15 protein-coding genes are annotated in these 17,750 nt (G+C 64.9%); 13 read left to right on the top strand and 2 right to left on the bottom strand.

Annotation, left to right across the window (positions count from 1 at the left end; translation table 11 throughout):
• Window positions 1-127 precede the first annotated feature (127 nt).
• The 13 genes from AC1MEM_RS06865 to AC1MEM_RS06925 all read left to right on the top strand — a co-directional run bounded on the left by AC1MEM_RS06865 (window position 128) and on the right by AC1MEM_RS06925 (window position 14,980).
• Window positions 128-1,102 carry an ABC transporter substrate-binding protein gene (locus AC1MEM_RS06865; RefSeq protein WP_499476206.1) on the top strand — a complete coding sequence of 325 codons (975 nt, stop codon included), beginning with the start codon at window positions 128-130 and terminating at the stop codon, window positions 1,100-1,102.
• An 11-nt stretch (window positions 1,103-1,113) separates the two neighbouring features.
• Complete coding sequence (locus AC1MEM_RS06870; RefSeq protein ID WP_499476208.1) at window positions 1,114-1,953, top strand: ABC transporter permease; 840 nt, start codon at window positions 1,114-1,116, stop codon at window positions 1,951-1,953.
• Window position 1,954: 1 nt separating this feature from the next.
• Window positions 1,955-2,764, top strand: coding sequence for an ABC transporter ATP-binding protein (locus tag AC1MEM_RS06875; protein WP_499476209.1), 810 nt, complete (start codon window positions 1,955-1,957; stop codon window positions 2,762-2,764).
• Window positions 2,765-2,843: 79 nt separating this feature from the next.
• Window positions 2,844-3,650 (top strand): cytochrome C assembly family protein, encoded by an 807-nt coding sequence (locus AC1MEM_RS06880; RefSeq protein WP_499476210.1) that lies wholly within the window; start codon window positions 2,844-2,846, stop codon window positions 3,648-3,650.
• A complete protein-coding gene (locus AC1MEM_RS06885) occupies window positions 3,647-3,898 on the top strand; it encodes a PP0621 family protein (protein ID WP_499476212.1) in 252 nt (83 codons plus the stop codon). Before AC1MEM_RS06880 ends, AC1MEM_RS06885 begins: the two co-directional genes overlap by 4 nt.
• Before the next feature lie 3 nt (window positions 3,899-3,901).
• Window positions 3,902-5,614: a sensor histidine kinase gene (locus AC1MEM_RS06890; protein ID WP_499476214.1), complete on the top strand. Its 1,713-nt coding sequence runs from the start codon at window positions 3,902-3,904 to the stop codon at window positions 5,612-5,614.
• On the top strand, window positions 5,611-7,086 hold the full coding sequence (locus AC1MEM_RS06895; protein WP_499476215.1) for a sigma-54-dependent transcriptional regulator: 1,476 nt from the start codon (window positions 5,611-5,613) through the stop codon (window positions 7,084-7,086). The genes AC1MEM_RS06890 and AC1MEM_RS06895 overlap by 4 nt, the downstream gene beginning before the upstream one ends.
• 3 nt (window positions 7,087-7,089) lie before the next feature.
• Window positions 7,090-7,260, top strand: a complete 171-nt coding sequence (locus AC1MEM_RS06900; RefSeq protein ID WP_499476216.1) for a hypothetical protein — start codon at window positions 7,090-7,092, stop codon at window positions 7,258-7,260.
• A 321-nt stretch (window positions 7,261-7,581) separates the two neighbouring features.
• Window positions 7,582-7,767: a hypothetical protein gene (locus tag AC1MEM_RS06905; RefSeq protein ID WP_499476217.1), complete on the top strand. Its 186-nt coding sequence runs from the start codon at window positions 7,582-7,584 to the stop codon at window positions 7,765-7,767.
• A gap of 46 nt (window positions 7,768-7,813) precedes the next feature.
• Window positions 7,814-10,747, top strand: a complete 2,934-nt coding sequence (locus AC1MEM_RS06910) for a ribonucleoside-diphosphate reductase subunit alpha (protein WP_499476218.1) — start codon at window positions 7,814-7,816, stop codon at window positions 10,745-10,747.
• Window positions 10,748-10,831: 84 nt separating this feature from the next.
• Entirely contained in the window at window positions 10,832-11,968 is a 1,137-nt protein-coding gene (locus AC1MEM_RS06915) for a ribonucleotide-diphosphate reductase subunit beta (RefSeq protein WP_499476219.1), read from the top strand.
• A gap of 892 nt (window positions 11,969-12,860) precedes the next feature.
• On the top strand, window positions 12,861-14,372 hold the full coding sequence (locus AC1MEM_RS06920) for a transcriptional regulator (protein WP_499476220.1): 1,512 nt from the start codon (window positions 12,861-12,863) through the stop codon (window positions 14,370-14,372).
• Between the two features lie 80 nt (window positions 14,373-14,452).
• A complete protein-coding gene (locus tag AC1MEM_RS06925) occupies window positions 14,453-14,980 on the top strand; it encodes a YggT family protein (protein ID WP_499476221.1) in 528 nt (175 codons plus the stop codon).
• A 185-nt stretch (window positions 14,981-15,165) separates the two neighbouring features.
• Here the strand turns inward: AC1MEM_RS06925 and AC1MEM_RS06930 are convergent, their stop codons facing one another.
• On the bottom strand, window positions 15,166-16,107 hold the full coding sequence (locus tag AC1MEM_RS06930; RefSeq protein WP_499476223.1) for a carbohydrate kinase family protein: 942 nt from the start codon (window positions 16,105-16,107) through the stop codon (window positions 15,166-15,168).
• An 18-nt stretch (window positions 16,108-16,125) separates the two neighbouring features.
• On the bottom strand, window positions 16,126-17,748 hold the full coding sequence (locus AC1MEM_RS06935) for a zinc-ribbon and DUF3426 domain-containing protein (protein ID WP_499476225.1): 1,623 nt from the start codon (window positions 17,746-17,748) through the stop codon (window positions 16,126-16,128).
• Between the last annotated feature and the right edge of the window lie 2 nt (window positions 17,749-17,750).

Below are 17,750 nucleotides of genomic sequence, written 5' to 3' on the forward strand. Positions count from 1 at the left end.
AGCTTGCTTTATCTGACACATTCTGTGTTTGCGGACTGTCCTTTCCTTTCGGCATCGTTCTGGAGGCAAAAGATGGGGCCGCAGCGGCAGCCACTGCCGTTTTTCGACGCAGATAAGGGAGAAATGCATGAGGAACCTATTCAGTAAAACCCTGGTCGCATTGGCCATGCTGGGCACGGCGCAGGCGCAGGCGCAGGATGCTGTCGTGCGGCTCGGGAACATCAAGCTGGCGCATTTCGGCGCCGTCTCGTACATCAAGGAGATCGCGCCGAAATGCGGCATCAAGGTCGAGGAAAAAGTCTTCGCCAAGGGACTCGATGTGATGCAGGCGATCATCGCCGGCGAACTCGATGTCGGCGCCACCGCCTCGGAAGCGGCCATCTCCGGACGCGCCGGCGGCGCCCCGATCTTCGTCGTCGCCGGTTTCGCGACCGGCGGCGCGCGCCTGGTGGCGCTGCCGGGCCTGAACATCACGAGCGTCGCCCAGCTGAGAGGCAAGCTGGTCGGCGTCACGCGTGGGGCGATCCAGGAAGTGCTGCTCATGGCCGAACTGCAGAAACACAAGCTCAGTTCCAGCACCGACCCCGGCAAGGACGTGCAGCTGGTCTTCCTCTCCTACGCGGACCTGAACGCGGCGCTGATCGGCAAGCAGGTCGACGCCATGATGCAATCCGAACCGCAGGCCTCGCAGGCGATCAACAAGGGTTTCGGCGTGGAGGTGCTGAAACCCTACGACACCCCGATCGGCTCGCCCGTGCGCACCATGGTCATGACCGAACAGTTTCATAACGGGCGGCGCCCGCTGGCGGAGAAATTCATGCGCTGCTTCGTCCAGGCGACCAAGGCCTTCATCGACGACAAGGCGCTGGCCTCGAAATACGTGCGCGACACGATCTTCAAGGGCCAGATCAGCGTCGACGATTTCGAGGATGCGATCGGCAATGCGCCGTATTCGTATGACATCACGGCCGAGCACATCCAGGTCACCACCGACACCATGGCCAGGACCGGCGTCGGGCGCATGCGCCAGCCGCCGGTGGCGCGCGACTGGGTGCGCACGGACATGCTGGCGGCAGCGAAGAAAAGCCTGAACGTCAACTGAGCGGAGCCGACATGGAAAAACGAAACTGGCGCGAACTCACAGTCGGCATGGTGGTGCCGCTGCTGGCGCTCGCAGTCTGGCAGTGGGTGGCGAGCGCCGGCCTGGTCAACCCGCAGGTGCTGCCGGCGCCGCTTGCCGTCGGGCGCAAATGGGTCGAATACCTGCTGCCATTGCAGCCCTTCGCCGCGCATGCGGGCGGGGGCTGGTGGTCGTGGGCCCGCCTCTCATGGTTATTCTCGGGCGAGCTGGTCGTCGATACGCTCACCAGCCTGTACCGGGTGGTGGTGGGCTTTGCCATCGGCGCCGGGCTGGCGCTGCCGCTCGGTCTCGCGATGGGTGCGAGCCGCCTCGTGTATGCGTGGATGAATCCCCTGGTGCAGATCCTGCGCCCGATTCCGCCGATCGCCTACATCCCGCTGGCGATCCTGTGGTTCGGCCTGGGCAACCCGCCGGCCGTGTTCCTGATCGCGCTGGGCGCCTTTTTCCCGGTGCTGATGAACACGATCGCCGGCGTGCGCCAGGTCGACGGCATTTATTTGCGCGCCGCGCGCAGCCTGGGTGCCGGCCGCGGCACCATGTTCGTGCGCGTGATCCTGCCGGCCGCCGTGCCCTACATCCTGTCGGGCGTGCGGATCGGGATCGGCACCGCCTTCATCGTCGTCATCGTCTCCGAGATGATCGCGGTGAACAACGGCCTGGGTTTCCGCATCCTGGAAGCGCGCGAGTATTTTTGGTCCGACAAGATCATCGCCGGCATGATCACCATCGGCATGCTGGGTCTCGCCATCGACATCGGCGTGAATCGCCTGAACAACTACCTGCTGCGCTGGCACCGGGGACTGGAGCATTGACATGACAAAGACACCGATGGATTCGCACATCCGCATCGACGGCGTGAGCAAGGTATTCGCCAGCGGCAGGCGGCAGGTGGTGGCGCTGCAGGACATCGACCTCGCGATCCCGCGCGGCCAGTTCACCTGCCTGCTCGGGCCTTCCGGCTGCGGCAAGTCGACCCTGCTCAACGCGGTGGCCGGCTTTTCGAATCCGACCGGCGGCAGCATCACGGTCGACGGTACGCCGGTCACGGCGCCGGGACCCGAGCGTGGCATGGTATTCCAGGAGTACGCGCTGTTCCCCTGGATGACGGTCGAGAAGAACATCGGCTTCGGCCTCGAGATCAGGAGAACGCCGAAGGCGCAGGTCGCCGCCACCGTCGAAGGGCTGTTGACCATGCTGTCGTTGACGGAGTTTCGCACGCGTTATCCGAAAGACCTGTCCGGCGGCATGCGCCAGCGCGTGGCGATCGCGCGCGTGCTGGCGCTCGATTCGCCGATCATGCTGATGGACGAGCCTTTTGGCGCGCTCGACGCGCTGACCCGGCGCAACCTGCAGGACGAGCTGCTGCGCATCTGGACGGAGACGAAGAAGACGATCCTGTTCGTCACCCACAGCATCGAGGAAGCCATTTACCTGGCCGACCGTATCGTCGTGATGACCTACCGGCCAGGCACGGTCAAGCGCGACATCCTCGTCGACCTGCCGCGCCTGCGCGACCCGGCCGCGCCCGCGTTCAACGACCTGAAACGCGCACTCGGCCAGCTCGTCATGGAAGAGCAGCAGCGCCACCATATCGACGAGCGGCGCATGGCAGTGGTCGACTAGCCGCGCCGGACGCTTCCCTCCCAGGCGGGGCGGGGCAGGGGCGGCGACTGGCACGCGCCGATGGTGTAGACTTCGCGCTATGCATAACACCCTTTTTCTCGCCGCGGCCTTGCTGTACGCGGCCTGCGCCCTGCTGGCCTCGAGCCGGGGTGCTGTCATTTCCGGCGTCACCGCGCTGGCCTGGGCGGTGCACGGGGCGGCACTGTGGAACGACGCCTTCGCGCCGGGCGGCCTGCGCATCGGTTTTGCCATCATGCTCTCGGCCGCGCTGTGGGTGTCGGTGGCCGCCTACTGGTTCGAGAACCGCAATTTCGCCCTCGACGGCCTGCGCCGCCTGGTGATGCCCTGCGCCTGCGCGGTCGCCTTGCTGCCGATGGTGTTCCCGGGCGAGATCATGTCGCTGCAAAACCAGTCGAGCGCCTTCGGCTGGCATGTGGCGGTCGCCGTGCTGGCCTACAGTACGCTCACCATTGCCGCCTTCCACGCCGTCCTGATGGCGCTGCAGGAAACGCGCCTGCATGCGCGCGCGCTGCCGGCCGGCGGCTGGCTCGGCGGCGCGCTCGACCAGCTCCCCGCCTTGCTGACCATGGAAAAGCTGCTGTTTCGCCTGATCTGGATCGGCTTCGTGCTGCTCAGCCTGACCGTGCTGTCGGGCGTCGTGTTTTCGGAACAGCTGTTCGGGCGCGCGCTGCGCTGGGACCATAAAAATATCTTCGCGCTGCTGTCCTGGCTGCTGTTCGCGGCGCTGCTGGCCGGACGCCGCTGGCGCGGCTGGCGCGGCAAGACCGCGCTGCGGTTCACGCTGGCGGGGTTTGCCACGCTGGCGCTGGCCTATGTCGGCAGCCGCTTCGTGCTCGAAGTCGTGCTGCACCGGGGGATCGCATGAGCCGCCTCGTCTTCTGGGTCGGCCTGATCGTGCTGATCTTCTTCGCGCTGCGTGCCAAGCTGCGCGCCGCCGCCCGCAACCACCAGGTGCACGTGCCGCCGCAACGGCCCGAAGCGGCGCCGCCCGCCGTGATCGAAAACATGACCAGCTGCGCGCAGTGCGGCCTTCACTTCCCGGCATCGGAAGCGCTGCATGCCGACGGGCGCGATTACTGCAGCCCGGCCCATCTTCCTGCAGTGCGGCGCTAGACCTTGAAGACCGGCTGGCAGGTGTTGTCGACGCAGTCGCGCGCGACCTTCTGGCGCTCGCTGCAGGCGCTGACCGTCACGCGCATCGTGATCGCGCTGGTGCTGATTCTCTACCTGGCGCTCGACGTCCGGGACGGCGGCGCCCGCGCCACGCCCGGGTACGCGCCCGCCTGCTTCTTCTACCTGGCCGCCGCCGTCTGCTTCGGCGCGCTGACGCTGTTCTGGCGGCGCCGTTTCGCGGTCCAGCTTGCGAGCCAGATCGCCGTCGACCTGGCCGTGATCTCGCTGCTGTACCTGGCCGCCGGCGGCGTGCGCAGCGGCCTGGGCATCCTCTATTTGTTCCCCCTGGCGGGCGCCGCGATCCTGGCGCCGCTGGTGCCGGCCCTGTTCTCGGCCGCGCTGGCGACCCTGTTTGTCCTGGTCGAGGCAGCCTGGCAGCTGGTCACGCACGACGGCGAGCCGGCGCTGCGGCAGGCCGGGATGTACGGCATCGCCTTTTTCGCCGTGGTCTGGGTGCTCAACCGGCTGGCGGCGCGCCTGATCGGCCAGGAAGAGCTGGCGGCCCAGCGCGGCGTCGACCTGCAGGTGCAGCAGGCGATCAACGAGATCGTGATCGCCGACGTCGGCGACGGCGTGCTGGTGGTCGGGACCGACGGGCGCATCCACACGGCCAACCCGGCGGCGCGGCGCATGCTCGGCATGGAGGCGGCGGCCGGCCTGCAGCTCGACGACTTGCCGGGACTGGAACCCGTGGCGCATGCGTTCGCAAGCTGGATCGGCGCGGTCGCCTCGCCGGCGCTGGCCGCGGTCGAACCGGTGCCGAGCGAAGCGGGGCCGGACGGGGCGTATGTCATCCTGAAACCCTACCAGGAGGTGGCGGTGGGGGAGGTGGGCCTGCGCGCGCGGCGCGACCAGCCGGCCCACCTGAAACTGCGCTTTGCCACTGTCGCGCCCGGGGGCGGCGCGCCGGCGCGCAGCGTGATCTTCCTGCAGGACGTCAGCGCCATCGAAAACCAGGCGCAGCAACTGAAACTGGCCTCGATGGGCCGCCTGACGGCCAGCATCGCGCACGAGGTACGCAACCCCCTGTCGGCGATCGGCCACGCTACCGCCTTGCTGGCCGAAGACCTGCACGGCAAGGCCGAGGTACGGCTGCTGAAAATCATCGGCGACAATGTGACGCGCGTGAACCGCATGGTCGAGGACATCCTGCAGCTCTCGCGCAAGGCCCAGCCCTATGCCGAGCCGATCCAGCTGGCGCCGTTCCTGCTGGAGCTGAAGAACGAGTTCTGCGAAACCCAGGGCCTGCCGGACGAGATGCTGTGGCTGGGCGGCGCCGGTGCGATCGAGGTGCGCTTCGACGCGCTGCACCTGCGTGAAGTGCTGGTCAATTTGCTCGGCAACGCGATCCGCTACGCCAGCCGCAAACCGGCCAGCATCCGCATCTGGCCCGAATTGGATGCCTTCGGCACGCTGGAACTGCATGTGCAGGACGACGGCCCCGGCATCACCTCCGAAGTGCGCGCCCACCTGTTCGAACCGTTTTACACGACCTCGAGCAAGGGCACCGGCCTGGGCCTGTACCTGGCGCGCGAGCTTTGCCTGAACAATGGTGCGAAACTCGATTACGAGTCGCGTTTCGACACGGCGGCGCTCGGCCCGCGCAAGGCCAGCGGCCGTTTCGTCATCACCTTCGCCCAGGAGAGAAATATATGAATTCAACCCGGATTTCGCCCCGCATCCTGGTCGTCGACGATGAAGCCGACCTGCGCGAACTGCTCGAGATCACGCTCCTCAAAATGGGCCTGGACGTCGACTGCGCGGCGACCTTGCGCGAAGCGCGGCGCCTGGTCGAGGACAACGCTTACGCCCTGGTGCTGACCGACATGCGCCTGCCCGACGGGCTCGGGCTGGAACTGGTGCGCGAAGTGTCCAGTACGTCGAAAACGCCGATCGCCGTGATCACGGCTTTCGGCAGCGCCGAGAACGCGGTGGTGGCGCTGAAGGCGGGCGCTTTCGACTATGTGTCGAAACCGGTGGTGCTGGATGAACTGCGCGTCATGGTGCGCTCGGCGCTGAAGTTATCGGATGCCGGCGCTGGCGCTGGCGCTGGACAGGGCGAGGGCGTGGGGGAGGGCAGCGGCTCGCGCCTGATCGGCAATTCGCAGGCGATGCAGTCGCTGCGCGCCCAGATTGCGCGCCTGGCGCGCTCGATGGCGCCGATCGCGATCACCGGCGAATCCGGCGCGGGCAAGGAACTGGCCGCACGCGAGATCCACGTCCAGAGTTCGCGCGCCGCAAAACCGTTTGTCGCCGTGAACTGCGGCGCGATCCCGGAAAACCTGATGGAGTCCGAGTTCTTCGGCCACCGCAAGGGCGCGTTTACCGGAGCGGCGGAGGAGCGCGACGGCTTCTTCCAGGCGGCCAGCGGCGGCACCCTGATGTTGGATGAGGTGGCGGATTTGCCGCTGGCGATGCAAGTGAAACTGCTGCGCGCGATCCAGGAGCGGCGCGTGCGCAAGATCGGCGCGACGGCCGAGGAACCGGTGGACGTGCGCATCATCAGCGCCACCCACAAGGACCTGGCGAAATGCGTCGAGACCGGGGTGTTTCGCCAGGACTTGTTTTATCGCCTGAACGTGATCGAGCTGGCCCTGCCGCCGCTGCGCGAAAGGCTCGACGATTTACCCGTGCTGGCGAACGCCATCCTCGCGCGCCTGGCCGGGCCAGGCGCCGCCAGTGCCTCGCTCGGGCCTGGCGTGCTCGATGCCCTGCGTGCGTATTCCTTCCCCGGCAATGTGCGCGAACTGGAGAACGTGCTGGAACGGGCGCTTGCCTTTGCCAACGATGGCGTGATCCAGGTGGAGGATTTGTCGCTCAAGGCCGCGCGCGTGCTTGATGCCGTGCGTGTGGAGCCGCTGCCGGCCGCCGCCACGGTTCCGGTCGCAGCGCCCCCCGCGCCCGTTCCGGCGGCGCCGCCCGTTGCCGAGGAGGCGCCGGGCGTCGGTCCGGCTACCCTGCCGGGCAACCTGCCTGCCTATCTTGAACAGGTCGAGCGCGATATCATTCAGCGCGCCCTTCAGCAGACCCAGTTCAACCGCACCAGGACCGCCAGCCTGCTCGGCATCAGCGTGCGTCAGTTGCGCTACCAGATGCAAAAACTCGATATCCAGGCTCCGGAGAATTAATCAATGCCCAAACGTTTGCGTTACGCCGCCCTGGCGATTGCCCTCATCGCCGCACTCATGTGGATGAAGCACGAGCACGATGCCGACGCCTGCCGGGACAATGGCGGTCGCTGGGACGGCGCGGCGAATTCCTGTGTGCCGGCCGCGCCGGCGGCGGGTAGCCACTCGGGGTAATCGCCCCACCGGCCGAGGCCGGACTTTGTGTCATCGCAAGCGTCGACCTGTCAAAAATTGTTGCCTTTTCGCCAGTGCAAAATGCAGCACGCTGCACTGTGTTTGGGCAGCGCCCGGAGCCGCTGAACAAGCTTTGAGCAGAAGGTTAGTGCTCACTTACCGGCGATGGCGCATTCGAGGTCCAACGCTGCGATGTCAAGCGTTGAGGGCATAAAAAACACCCGAATTTGAAAATTTAATCACTTGCGGCTTGCGCCGGCCAAGTACTACAATTAGTCCATTGTCAAACTACGGCACTAGATCTAGTGGTAGCAGGCTCAAGTGTTCAAGACCCAGTGTGTAGCACGGGCAACAACAGCCCGGTTGTTTCATATTTGTTTCAAGCAATTTAATCCATTCGGCAGCAACGTTGTCCAGCCTGGCCATGCCCGCTGGCCGAGCTTCGTTTTGCTTGGTATTTTTGCGCATTTTTTAATCAATCAATTGGCTGCCCGCCCGCGCGGGTGATCGTTCAACATTAGGCGGCAGCCTGACTGCCCTTCCTGGAGGCCCCATGCAGACTTCACAAGACATTTCCATCCACCCGCAAGCGGCACCAGGAACGGCTGCCGGCCTTAGTGGCACAAATAGCGCCGCCGACCTCGCCGCCCGCGCGGATTACCGCATCCTGCGCCGCAACGGCGCCGTCGTCCCGTTCGAGCCGAACAAGATCTCGGTCGCGATGACCAAGGCCTTCCTGGCGGTCGCCGGCGGCCAGGGCGCGGTCTCGGCCCGCATCCGCGAGCTGGTGGAAGCGCTGACCAACAACGTGGTCGCCGCCCTGATGCGCCGCCAGCCGAACGGCGGCACCTTCCACATCGAAGATGTGCAGGACCAGGTGGAACTGTCCTTGATGCGCTCGGGCGAACACGATGTCGCGCGCGCTTATGTCCTGTACCGCGCCAAGCAGATGGAAGAGCGCCGCGCCGCCAAGGAAGCCTCGGGCGCCCAGCACGTGGCCGCACCGCAGATCCACGTGGTCGACAACGGCCAGCGCCTGCCGCTCGACGTCAATGACGTGCACACCCTGGTGAACGCCGCCTGCGCCGGCCTGGAGAAGCACGTCGACGCCGATGCGATCGTCGCCGAGACCCTGCGCAACCTGTACGACGGCGTGCCGGTCGAAGAGCTGCACAAGTCCGCCATCCTGGCCGCGCGCGCGCTGATGGAAACCGATCCGGCCTACAGCCAGGTCACGGCCCGCATCCTGCTGCACACGATCCGCAAGGAAGTCTTCGGCAAGGAAGTCCCGCAAGCCAAGGCTGCCGCCGAATACATCACTTATTTCCCGCAATACATCGCCAAGGGCATCGCCAACGAACTGCTCGACGAAGAGCTGGGCAAGTATGACCTCGAGCGCCTGGCCAAAGCCCTGGTGGCCGACCGTGACCTGCAATTCGGCTACATCGGCCTGCAGACCCTGTACGACCGCTACTTCCTGCACGTGCGCGAAACGCGCATCGAGATGCCGCAGGCCTTCTACATGCGCGTCGCCATGGGCCTGGCCCTGCGCGAAGCGGACCGCGAAGAGCGCGCGATCGAGTTCTACAACCTGCTGTCGAGCTTTGACTTCATGAGCTCCACGCCAACCCTGTTCAACTCGGGCACCCGCCGCTCGCAGCTGTCGTCGTGCTATCTCACCACCGTCGGCGACGACCTGGAAGGCATCTACGACGCGATCAAGGAAAACGCGCTGCTGTCGAAGTTCGCCGGCGGCCTCGGTAACGACTGGACCCCGGTGCGTGCGCTCGGCTCGCGCATCAAGGGCACCAACGGCAAGTCGCAGGGCGTCGTCCCGTTCCTGAAAGTGGTCAACGACACGGCTGTCGCCGTGAACCAGGGCGGCAAGCGCAAGGGCGCGGTCTGCGCCTACCTGGAAACCTGGCACATGGACATCGAGGAATTCCTCGACCTGCGCAAGAACACCGGCGACGACCGCCGCCGCACCCACGACATGAACACGGCGAACTGGATTCCCGACCTGTTCATGAAGCGCGTGATGGAAAAGGGCTACTGGACCCTGTTCACCCCGAGCGAGACGCCGGACCTGCACGACCTGGTCGGCAAAGCTTTTGAAACCGCCTACACGGCGTACGAAGCCAAGGCCGAGCGCGGCGAAATGCTGGTCTTCAAAAAGATCGAAGCGCTCGACCTGTGGCGCAAGATGCTGTCGATGCTGTTCGAAACCGGCCACCCATGGATCACCTTCAAGGATCCGTGCAACATCCGTTCGCCGCAGCAGCACATCGGCGTCGTGCACTCGTCGAACCTGTGCACCGAGATCACCCTGAACACCAGCGCCGACGAAATCGCGGTCTGCAACCTGGGTTCGATCAACATGCCGCAGCACATGAAGGGCGATGGTCTCGATCACGTGAAACTGCAGAAGACGATCCGCACCGCGATGCGCATGCTCGACAACGTCATCGATATCAACTACTACGCCGTCGAAAAGGCGCGTAACTCGAACCTGCGCCACCGCCCGGTCGGCATGGGCATCATGGGCCACCAGGACTGCCTGCACATGATGCGCGTGCCGTTCGCCTCGGATAAAGCGGTGGAATTCGCCGACCGTTCGATGGAAGCCGTCTGCTACTTCGCCTACCTGGCCTCGACCGAGCTGGCCGAAGAACGCGGCCGTTACGAGTCGTACGCCGGTTCGCTGTGGGACCGCGGCATCCTGCCGCAGGACTCGATCAAGCTGCTGGCGGAAGAGCGCGGCGGCTACCTCGAGCAGGACACGAGCGAGTCGATGGACTGGAGCCTGGTGCGCAACCGCATCAAGCAGTTCGGCATGCGTAACTCGAACTGCGTGGCGATCGCCCCGACCGCGACGATCTCGAACATCATCGGCGTGTCGGCCTGCATCGAGCCGACCTTCCAGAACCTGTACGTGAAGTCGAACCTGTCGGGCGAATTCACCGAGATCAACGGCTACCTGGTGCGCGACCTGAAGGCACGCGACCTGTGGGACGAAGTCATGATCGCCGACCTGAAGTATTTCGACGGTTCGCTCAGCAAGATCGACCGCGTGCCGCAAGACCTGCGCGACATCTATGCCACCGCCTTCGAAGTCGAGCCGAAGTGGCTGGTCGAGCAGGCATCGCGCCGCCAGAAGTGGATCGACCAGGCCCAGTCGCTGAACATCTACATGGCCGGCGCCTCGGGCAAGAAGCTGGACGAGACCTACAAGCTGGCGTGGTTGCGCGGCCTGAAGACGACCTATTACCTGCGCACCATCGCGGCGACGCACATGGAGAAGTCGACCACCCGCACCGGCGCGCTGAACGCGGTGCCGGTCTCGGGCGGCCTGGTGGGGAATGCGGCGCCGGCAGCCGCTTCTTCTACTCCTTCGGCAGCGCCTGCGGCCGCTGAAGAAGCGGACGGCGCGGCGTGTTACCTGCGTCCGGGCGATGCCGGTTTCGACGAGTGCGAAGCCTGCCAATAATCGGGTAACCGAGTTTAAGCATTGAAATGCACGCCCGGCCTTCGCGCCGGGCGCTGCGTCACAGAATAAAGAAGAGGAACTATCATGCTGTCATGGGACGATGAACCAAGCACCGCGCCAGTCGCGAACCCGGCGCTGTCCGCAGGTAACCCTGCAGGGAATCCCGCAGGTAATCCTGAAAGCGCCCCTGTCGCCGAGGTCGCCAAGCGCGTGAATGCCGACGACAAGCGCATCATCAACGGCAAGACCGACGTCAACCAGCTGGTGCCTTTCAAATACAAGTGGGCCTGGGACAAATACCTGGCCGGCTGCGCGAACCACTGGATGCCGCAGGAAGTGAACATGCAGCGCGATATCGAGCTGTGGAAGAGCCCGAACGGCCTGTCGGAAGACGAGCGTCGTCTGGTCAAGCGCAACCTGGGCTTCTTCGTGACGGCCGACTCGCTGGCCGCGAACAACATCGTGCTGGGCACCTACCGCCACATCACGGCGCCGGAATGCCGCCAGTACCTGCTGCGCCAGGCCTTCGAAGAGGCGATCCACACCCACGCCTACCAGTACATCGTCGAGTCGCTGGGCCTGGATGAAAAAGAGATCTTCAACGCCTACAACGAGATCGCGTCGATCCACGACAAGGACCAGTTCCTGATCCCCCACATTAACGTTCTGACCGATCCTGACTTCAAGACCGGCACCCTGGAAAACGACCAGACGCTGCTCAAATCGATCATCGTCTTCGCCTGCCTGATGGAAGGCCTGTTCTTCTACGTCGGCTTCACGCAAATCCTGGCGCTGGGCCGCCAGAACAAGATGACCGGCGCCGCCGAGCAGTACCAGTACATCCTGCGCGACGAATCGATGCACGTGAACTTCGGCATCGACCTGATCAACACGATCAAGATGGAAAACCCGCTGCTGTGGACCCCGGCCTTCCGCGAGGAGCTGAAAGCCCTGTTCCTGGAAGCCGTGGAACTCGAATACCGCTACGCCGAAGACACCATGCCGCGCGGCGTGCTGGGCCTGAACGCGACCATGTTCAAGGGCTACCTGCGCTTCATCGCGAACCGCCGCGCCGTGCAGATCGGCCTCGATCCGCTGTTCCCGGCCGAAGAGAATCCATTCCCATGGATGAGCGAGATGATCGATTTGAAGAAGGAACGTAACTTCTTCGAGACGCGCGTGACGGAGTACCAGACCGGTGGCGCCTTGAACTGGGATTGATTCAGAGCTGCTCTATATAGATGTCGAAAGCCCGATGAGAAATCATCGGGCTTTTTTTATTCGCCTGCCGTTCATGCGCGCGCCGACCGCATGCGCGAACCCGTTGGGACATATGCGGCTGCGCGTGGTCAAAGCAGATAGCGGGAAGCGTATGACGGCGGATCGACATCGCGTCGCACCGCACCGTTCGTCCGAATTCTCGACGGGCAGGCTGAATATGAAAGAGCGATCGCGCGCTCGGTGCGTCGCTGCCTGAACGACCGTTTGAGGCGAACGAAAATCGAAGCGCGCCTGATGCAATCAGGGCCGCTTTGAAATGGAGGCGAGGCGGATTGCGATTTCGTTCCCGCAGCGGCTTTGTTGTAGTCGTCACCAGGGAGCGAATTTACTTGTGTGCGGGTTGCGCACTGACAAGGTTTTCGTGTACTTTACGTGATTGAATTTGTCAAAACGTGAACATGGATTTTTTCGCATGCTCGCGGGCAAACAAAACCGATCGAATAAGGGAGCCGCGACAGGCTTCGCAAGCGCAGGAAATCAAGCGTAGCGAGCAAGTTCGAGGCTTTCGTAATGGGACGCTGATTCAAGCCAGCATGCACATAAGCGTACAGAAAAGAACAAGCCGCACTGCCTGATCGTTTTCAGGCAAGGCGGCTTTTTCTTTTCGTGCTCGCAAGGGCAGCGATGTGAAAGCGCAGCTGGAGTAATGGGTGAGTGTCCCGACGTCGTTGGCTGAAGCGCTGCAATTGTGAGGAGTTGCAGCAGTTCAGCTGGTGCCGGATTCATTGGCAGTAACCAAAACGGTTTATGCCGATGAATAACCCGCCTGCCATCCGGACGGACGGGTTTCAACCTTGTAGCGTATTTTCTCATCGCACATTAGGAGAACGAAATGGCAACAGCCGCTAAGAAAACAGCAGCAAAACCGGCAGCAAAAGCTGCCGCAGCAGAGAAACCAGCCGCCAAGGCGGTAGCCAAGTCGGCAGCCAAGAGCGCAGCGAAGGCGCCGGCGAAAGCCGCCGCCAAGCCTGCGGCTAAGCCGGCAGCGAAGGCAGCATCGAAGGCGCCAGCGAAGGCGGCCGCGAAACCAGCAGCGAAGGCTGCATCGAAGACTCCGGCAAAAGCTGCCGCAAAACCAGCAGCGAAGGCCGCTGCAAAGCCAGCAGCAAAACCAGCAGCGAAGAAGGCCGCCGCCAAGCCAGCCGCCAAGCCGGCTGCAAAGAAAGCCGCCGCTAAACCGGCCGCCAAGCCAGCTGCAAAGAAAGCCGCCGCTAAACCGGCAGCCAAGCCAGCTGCAAAGAAAGCAGCTGCTAAACCCGCAGCCAAGCCAGCAGCCAAGAAGGGGGCGTCTGCGAAGACGTCCGCCAAGCCAGTAGCAAAGGCAGCTGCGACGAAGTCGGCAGCCAAGCCAGCGGCCAAGAAGACCGCTACCAAAGCCGCAGCCAAGCCAGCCGCCAAGCCAGCCGCCAAGACCGCAACCAAGTCGGCAGCTAAGCCAGCAGCGAAGAAGACCGCGACCAAAGTAGCGGCCAAGCCAGCTGCCAAGAAGACCGCGACCAAAGCAGCAGCTAAGCCAGCCGCCAAGTCGGCAGCGAAGCCAGCAGCGAAAAAGACCGCGACCAAAGCAGCCGCCAAGCCAGCAGCCAAGAAGACTGCAGCCGCCAAGCCGGTAGCAAAAGCAGCAGGGACCAAGTCGGCAACCAAGGCGCCAGCGAAGAGCGCAGCCAAGGCACCGGCGAAGACCGCTGTCAAGTCGGCGCCGAAGGGCCCTGCCAAGTCGGCCGCCAAGACTGCAGCCAAGGCACCGGCAAAGTCGCCAGCCAAGTCGGCAGCCAAAGCACCAGCCAAGAGCGCCGCCAAAGCCCCCGCGAAAGCCGCTGCCACGAAGGCGCCGGTCAAGTCAGCCGCTAAGACTGCCACCCCAGCTCCAGCCAAGGCTGCCGCTACCAAGACTGCCGCTACCAAGACCGCAGCATCCGCTCCGGCCAAAGCAGCAGCGACCAAGCCAGCCGCTACCAAGACCGCAGCGCCAGCTCCGGCCAGGGCAGCAGCGACCAAGCCAGCCGCCAAGCCAGCCGCCAAGGCCGAAGCCAAGCCGGAAGCGCTGAAGGCCGAAACCAAGCCGGAAGCAGCGAAAGCCGAAGCCAAGCCTGAAGCGGCCAAGACCGAAGCGAAGCCGGAAGCGGCGGCAACGCCTGCGGTGAAAGCGGAAGCCAAGCCGGAAGCGGCAGCCAAGCCGGCTGCCAAGAAGGCCACCGCAGCGAAGAAGCCGGCAGCCAAGGAAACGGAAGCCAAGCCGGCCCAGGCAGCAGGCGAGGCCAAGCCGGCCGCACCGGCGCCGGCCGCCAAGACCGTGCTGGCACCGGCGGCCGCATGGCCGTTCCCGACCAGCAGCCGTCCGTAACATCAGGTCTGGCCCGCTTAGGGCAAAATACCGCTGTGTGAGCCGTTCACACAGCGGTTTTTTTATTTCAAGGAGTTCTCGTGCTGTCCATTCTTCAGTTGATCGTCGATACCATTGCCAGTGTGCTGGGAGGGGTGCTGCTGTTGCGCTTCTGGATGCAGGCCATCCGCGTGCGTCCGCCGGCATCCGTGGCACAGTTCACCTTCACGCTGAGCGACTGGCTCGTGAAACCGCTGCGCCGCATCGTGCCGGGGGCCGGCGGCTATGACTGGGCAAGCCTGATCGGCGCCTTGCTGGTGGTGGTGCTGGCGACCTCGATCCTGTTCCTCGTCGGGGCATCGGCCGAGCAGGTGCTGCTGCTGGCGCTCGGGCGCTTCGTGAAGTGGATCATCTATGGTTTTATTGCGCTGCTGATCATCGAGGCGATCTTCAGCTGGGTCAATCCGCATGCGCCGCTGGCGCCGTTCGTGCATGCGCTGAACGATCCGCTGCTACGCCCGATCCGCAAGGTGGTGCCGCCGATTGGGGGGCTGGATTTGTCGGTGCTGGTGGCGGTGCTGTTGTTGCAGATTGCGTTGTATCTGCTCCGGACTGTGGTGCCGATTTAAAGTTGGATTGTGCGGATGTGGAAATGGGCAGCGTTGGCTGCCCATTTTTTTGTTCGGCTCGCGGTGGGGACGAGCGGTGTGTTGCGGCTGGTGGCTACGCTTTCTGTGCGTAACGCGTGGGCACGAGTGCCCACCCTACGTTACGCGTCGGCTAACTATCAGGGGCGGCGTTCGCGGTGCCTTGCTTATTTGAAGCGGTAGCCGAAGGCGGAGGCGAATTTGTCGGCGATTTCCTGCTGGGTGAAGCTGTGGTTCTGGCCACCCTGGTGGGCGATCTTGATGGAGCCGAGCAGGCTGGCGAGGCGGCCGGTGGTCGGCCAGTCGTAGCCTTGCGCGATGCCGAACAGGAGGCCGGCGCGGTAGGCGTCGCCGCAGCCGGTGGGGTCGACCACGGCGCTCGCCGGTACCGCCGGGATGTCGTGGCGCTCGCCGCCGGCGTAGATCTCGGAACCCTTTTCGCCGCGCGTGACGATCAGCGCGTCCAGGCGCGCGGCAATGTCCTCGAGCGACAGGCCGGTGCGGTCCATCACCATCTCGAACTCGTAATCGTTCGCGGCCAGGTAAGTCGCCTGCCCGATGAAGGCCAGGAGTTCTTCGCCGCTGAACATCGGCAGCTGCTGGCCCGGGTCGAACATGAAGGGCAGGCCTTGGGCGGCGCAGTCACGCGCGTGCTGGAGCATGCCGTCGCGGCCGTCGGGGGCGATGATCGCCACGCGCAGCGGGCCCTGGTCGGCGACCTTGTTCTCGTGCGAGAACTGCATCGCGCCCGGGTGGAAGGCGTTGATCTGGTTGTTGTCCTGGTCGGCCGTCACAAAACATTGGGCCGTGTAGGCGTCCTGGATCGTCTTGATGGCGCGTGTCTCGATGCCGAAGTTGCGCAGGCGCTCGAGGTAGTCGGCGCCGTCCTGGCCGAGGGTCGCCATGATCAAAGGCTCGCCGCCGAGCAGCTTGAGGTTGTAGGCGATGTTCGCCGCGCAACCGCCGTATTCGGTGCGCAGGGTCGGCACCAGGAAGGAGACGTTCACGCGATGCAGCTGGTCGGCCAGCAGGGTCTCGGCGAAGCGGCCGTGGTACTGCATGATCTTGTCGAAGGCGAGCGATCCGCAGATCAGGGTAGCTTGGGTCATGGGGTAAGGGGAGAAAATTCAGGGGTAGAAGACGGCGATGTGGTAGCCGGAGGGTTTCAGGTCGTCCACCCGGAAGTGGAGCTTGATGGCGTGTTCGGCACGCGGTGCGATGCCGTTGGCAGCGCTGTTCGCAACGGCAGTGCCGGCGGCGAGGTAGTCGGAGGGCGCGAAGACGCGGCGCACCAGCGGCTTGTCGTTGGCGTCGGTCAGCGCGAGTTCGAGGCTCGGCCAGGCCTGGGCCGTGCTGCCGGTGTTGCGCAGTTCGGTCGTGTACGAATAGGCGCCGCCGCCGAGCGTGGTCAGTTCACCGGTTTCGATGGCGAGGTTGTCGATCTGCGCCGGCAGCTCGACGCGGCAGCCGAACACGGCGCAACCCATCACCAGGACCGGTTTCGCGGCCGGGAAGCGGGCGGCGAGGGTGTTGCGGAAGCTGAGTACCCCCTGTGCGAACAGCAGCACGGCGAGGCCAATCGCGCCGGCGATCAGCGCGACCTTGCGCGCCCGCCCGTTCTCTTCCTGCTGGCGGCCGCGCTTGACGAACTCCGGCTCGTCGATCTCGGCCACACGCAGTTTTGGCTGCGCTTCGATCCTGGTCGGGGTCAGCTTGGATCGGCGCACCGCGGCTTTTTCGGCACGCCTGGCGGCCGGCGTGCGCGCTGCGGCCGGCGGCACGTGGGCGGCGGCCGGCGGCGTGATGACGCTGGCGGTCGACTCGCGCATCAGGAGCGGGGGCGCGTCATCGAGAGGCGTTTTCGTGCGCGCGGCGGAGGCCGGCGCGGCCCCCGGTTCGAGCTCGTGGTCGGGCTCGTGGTCGGGCTCGTGATCCGGCAGGGCAAGGGCGACCAGTTCTTCGTCGACCGGGAGGCCGAAGGCGGGTTCGATGTGGCCGGTGTCCGGCGCAGCCGGCTCGACCACTTGCCGGGCCAGCGGCGGCAGTTCGGCCACGTCGTCCGGCTGTGGCGTCGGTTCGGCCATCTCGTCCGGCTGTGGTGTCCACGCCGCCGGCTCGGGCATGATGTCGACCGTTGGCGCCGCTTCAGTGCCGGCGGCCGCCGCGACAGCGGGAGGCGCTTCGGGAACCGGCTCCGGGTTCTTCAGCAACTGCGACCAGGGCGGCATGACCGGCTGGACAGGCTCCTCGTCCGGTTCGTCGTCAGGCGCAGGCGCGTCGTCCGGCGCGTCCACCTTCGGCAAAATCCCGAACGGATCGAAGGTGTGATCGAAGTCGAGGGTGTAGACCGGCTGGTCCTCGAAGCGCGGCAGCTCGACTGCCACCTCGAGCGGCGCGAGCGGTTCCACTTCGTCTTCAGGGGCAGGACGACGGCGCTCGACGTACACCTCGGCCTGCGCGGCAGGGGCGGGCTGGGGTGCGAGTTCGGATGCAGGGGAGGGCAGTGAATCAGCAGCAGCAGGTGCGGCGGCAGGTGCGGAAACAAGGGGCGCGGGAACAGGGGGAGCAGGATCCGGCGGGGCCGCCAGCGGCGCCTTGACTGGCAAGGCATCGAGGTCGACCAGCGTTGCGCTGCCGTCAAAAATCTCCTGGCAGGAGCCGCAACGGACAATGCCCCCACGCAGCTTGAGTTGGTCCGAGGCGACCCGGAACATCGTGCCGCAGTGGGGGCATTGGGTGGCGAGCGCCATCC

The sequence above is a fragment of the Telluria sp. AIW5 genome (genome assembly GCF_056680575.1).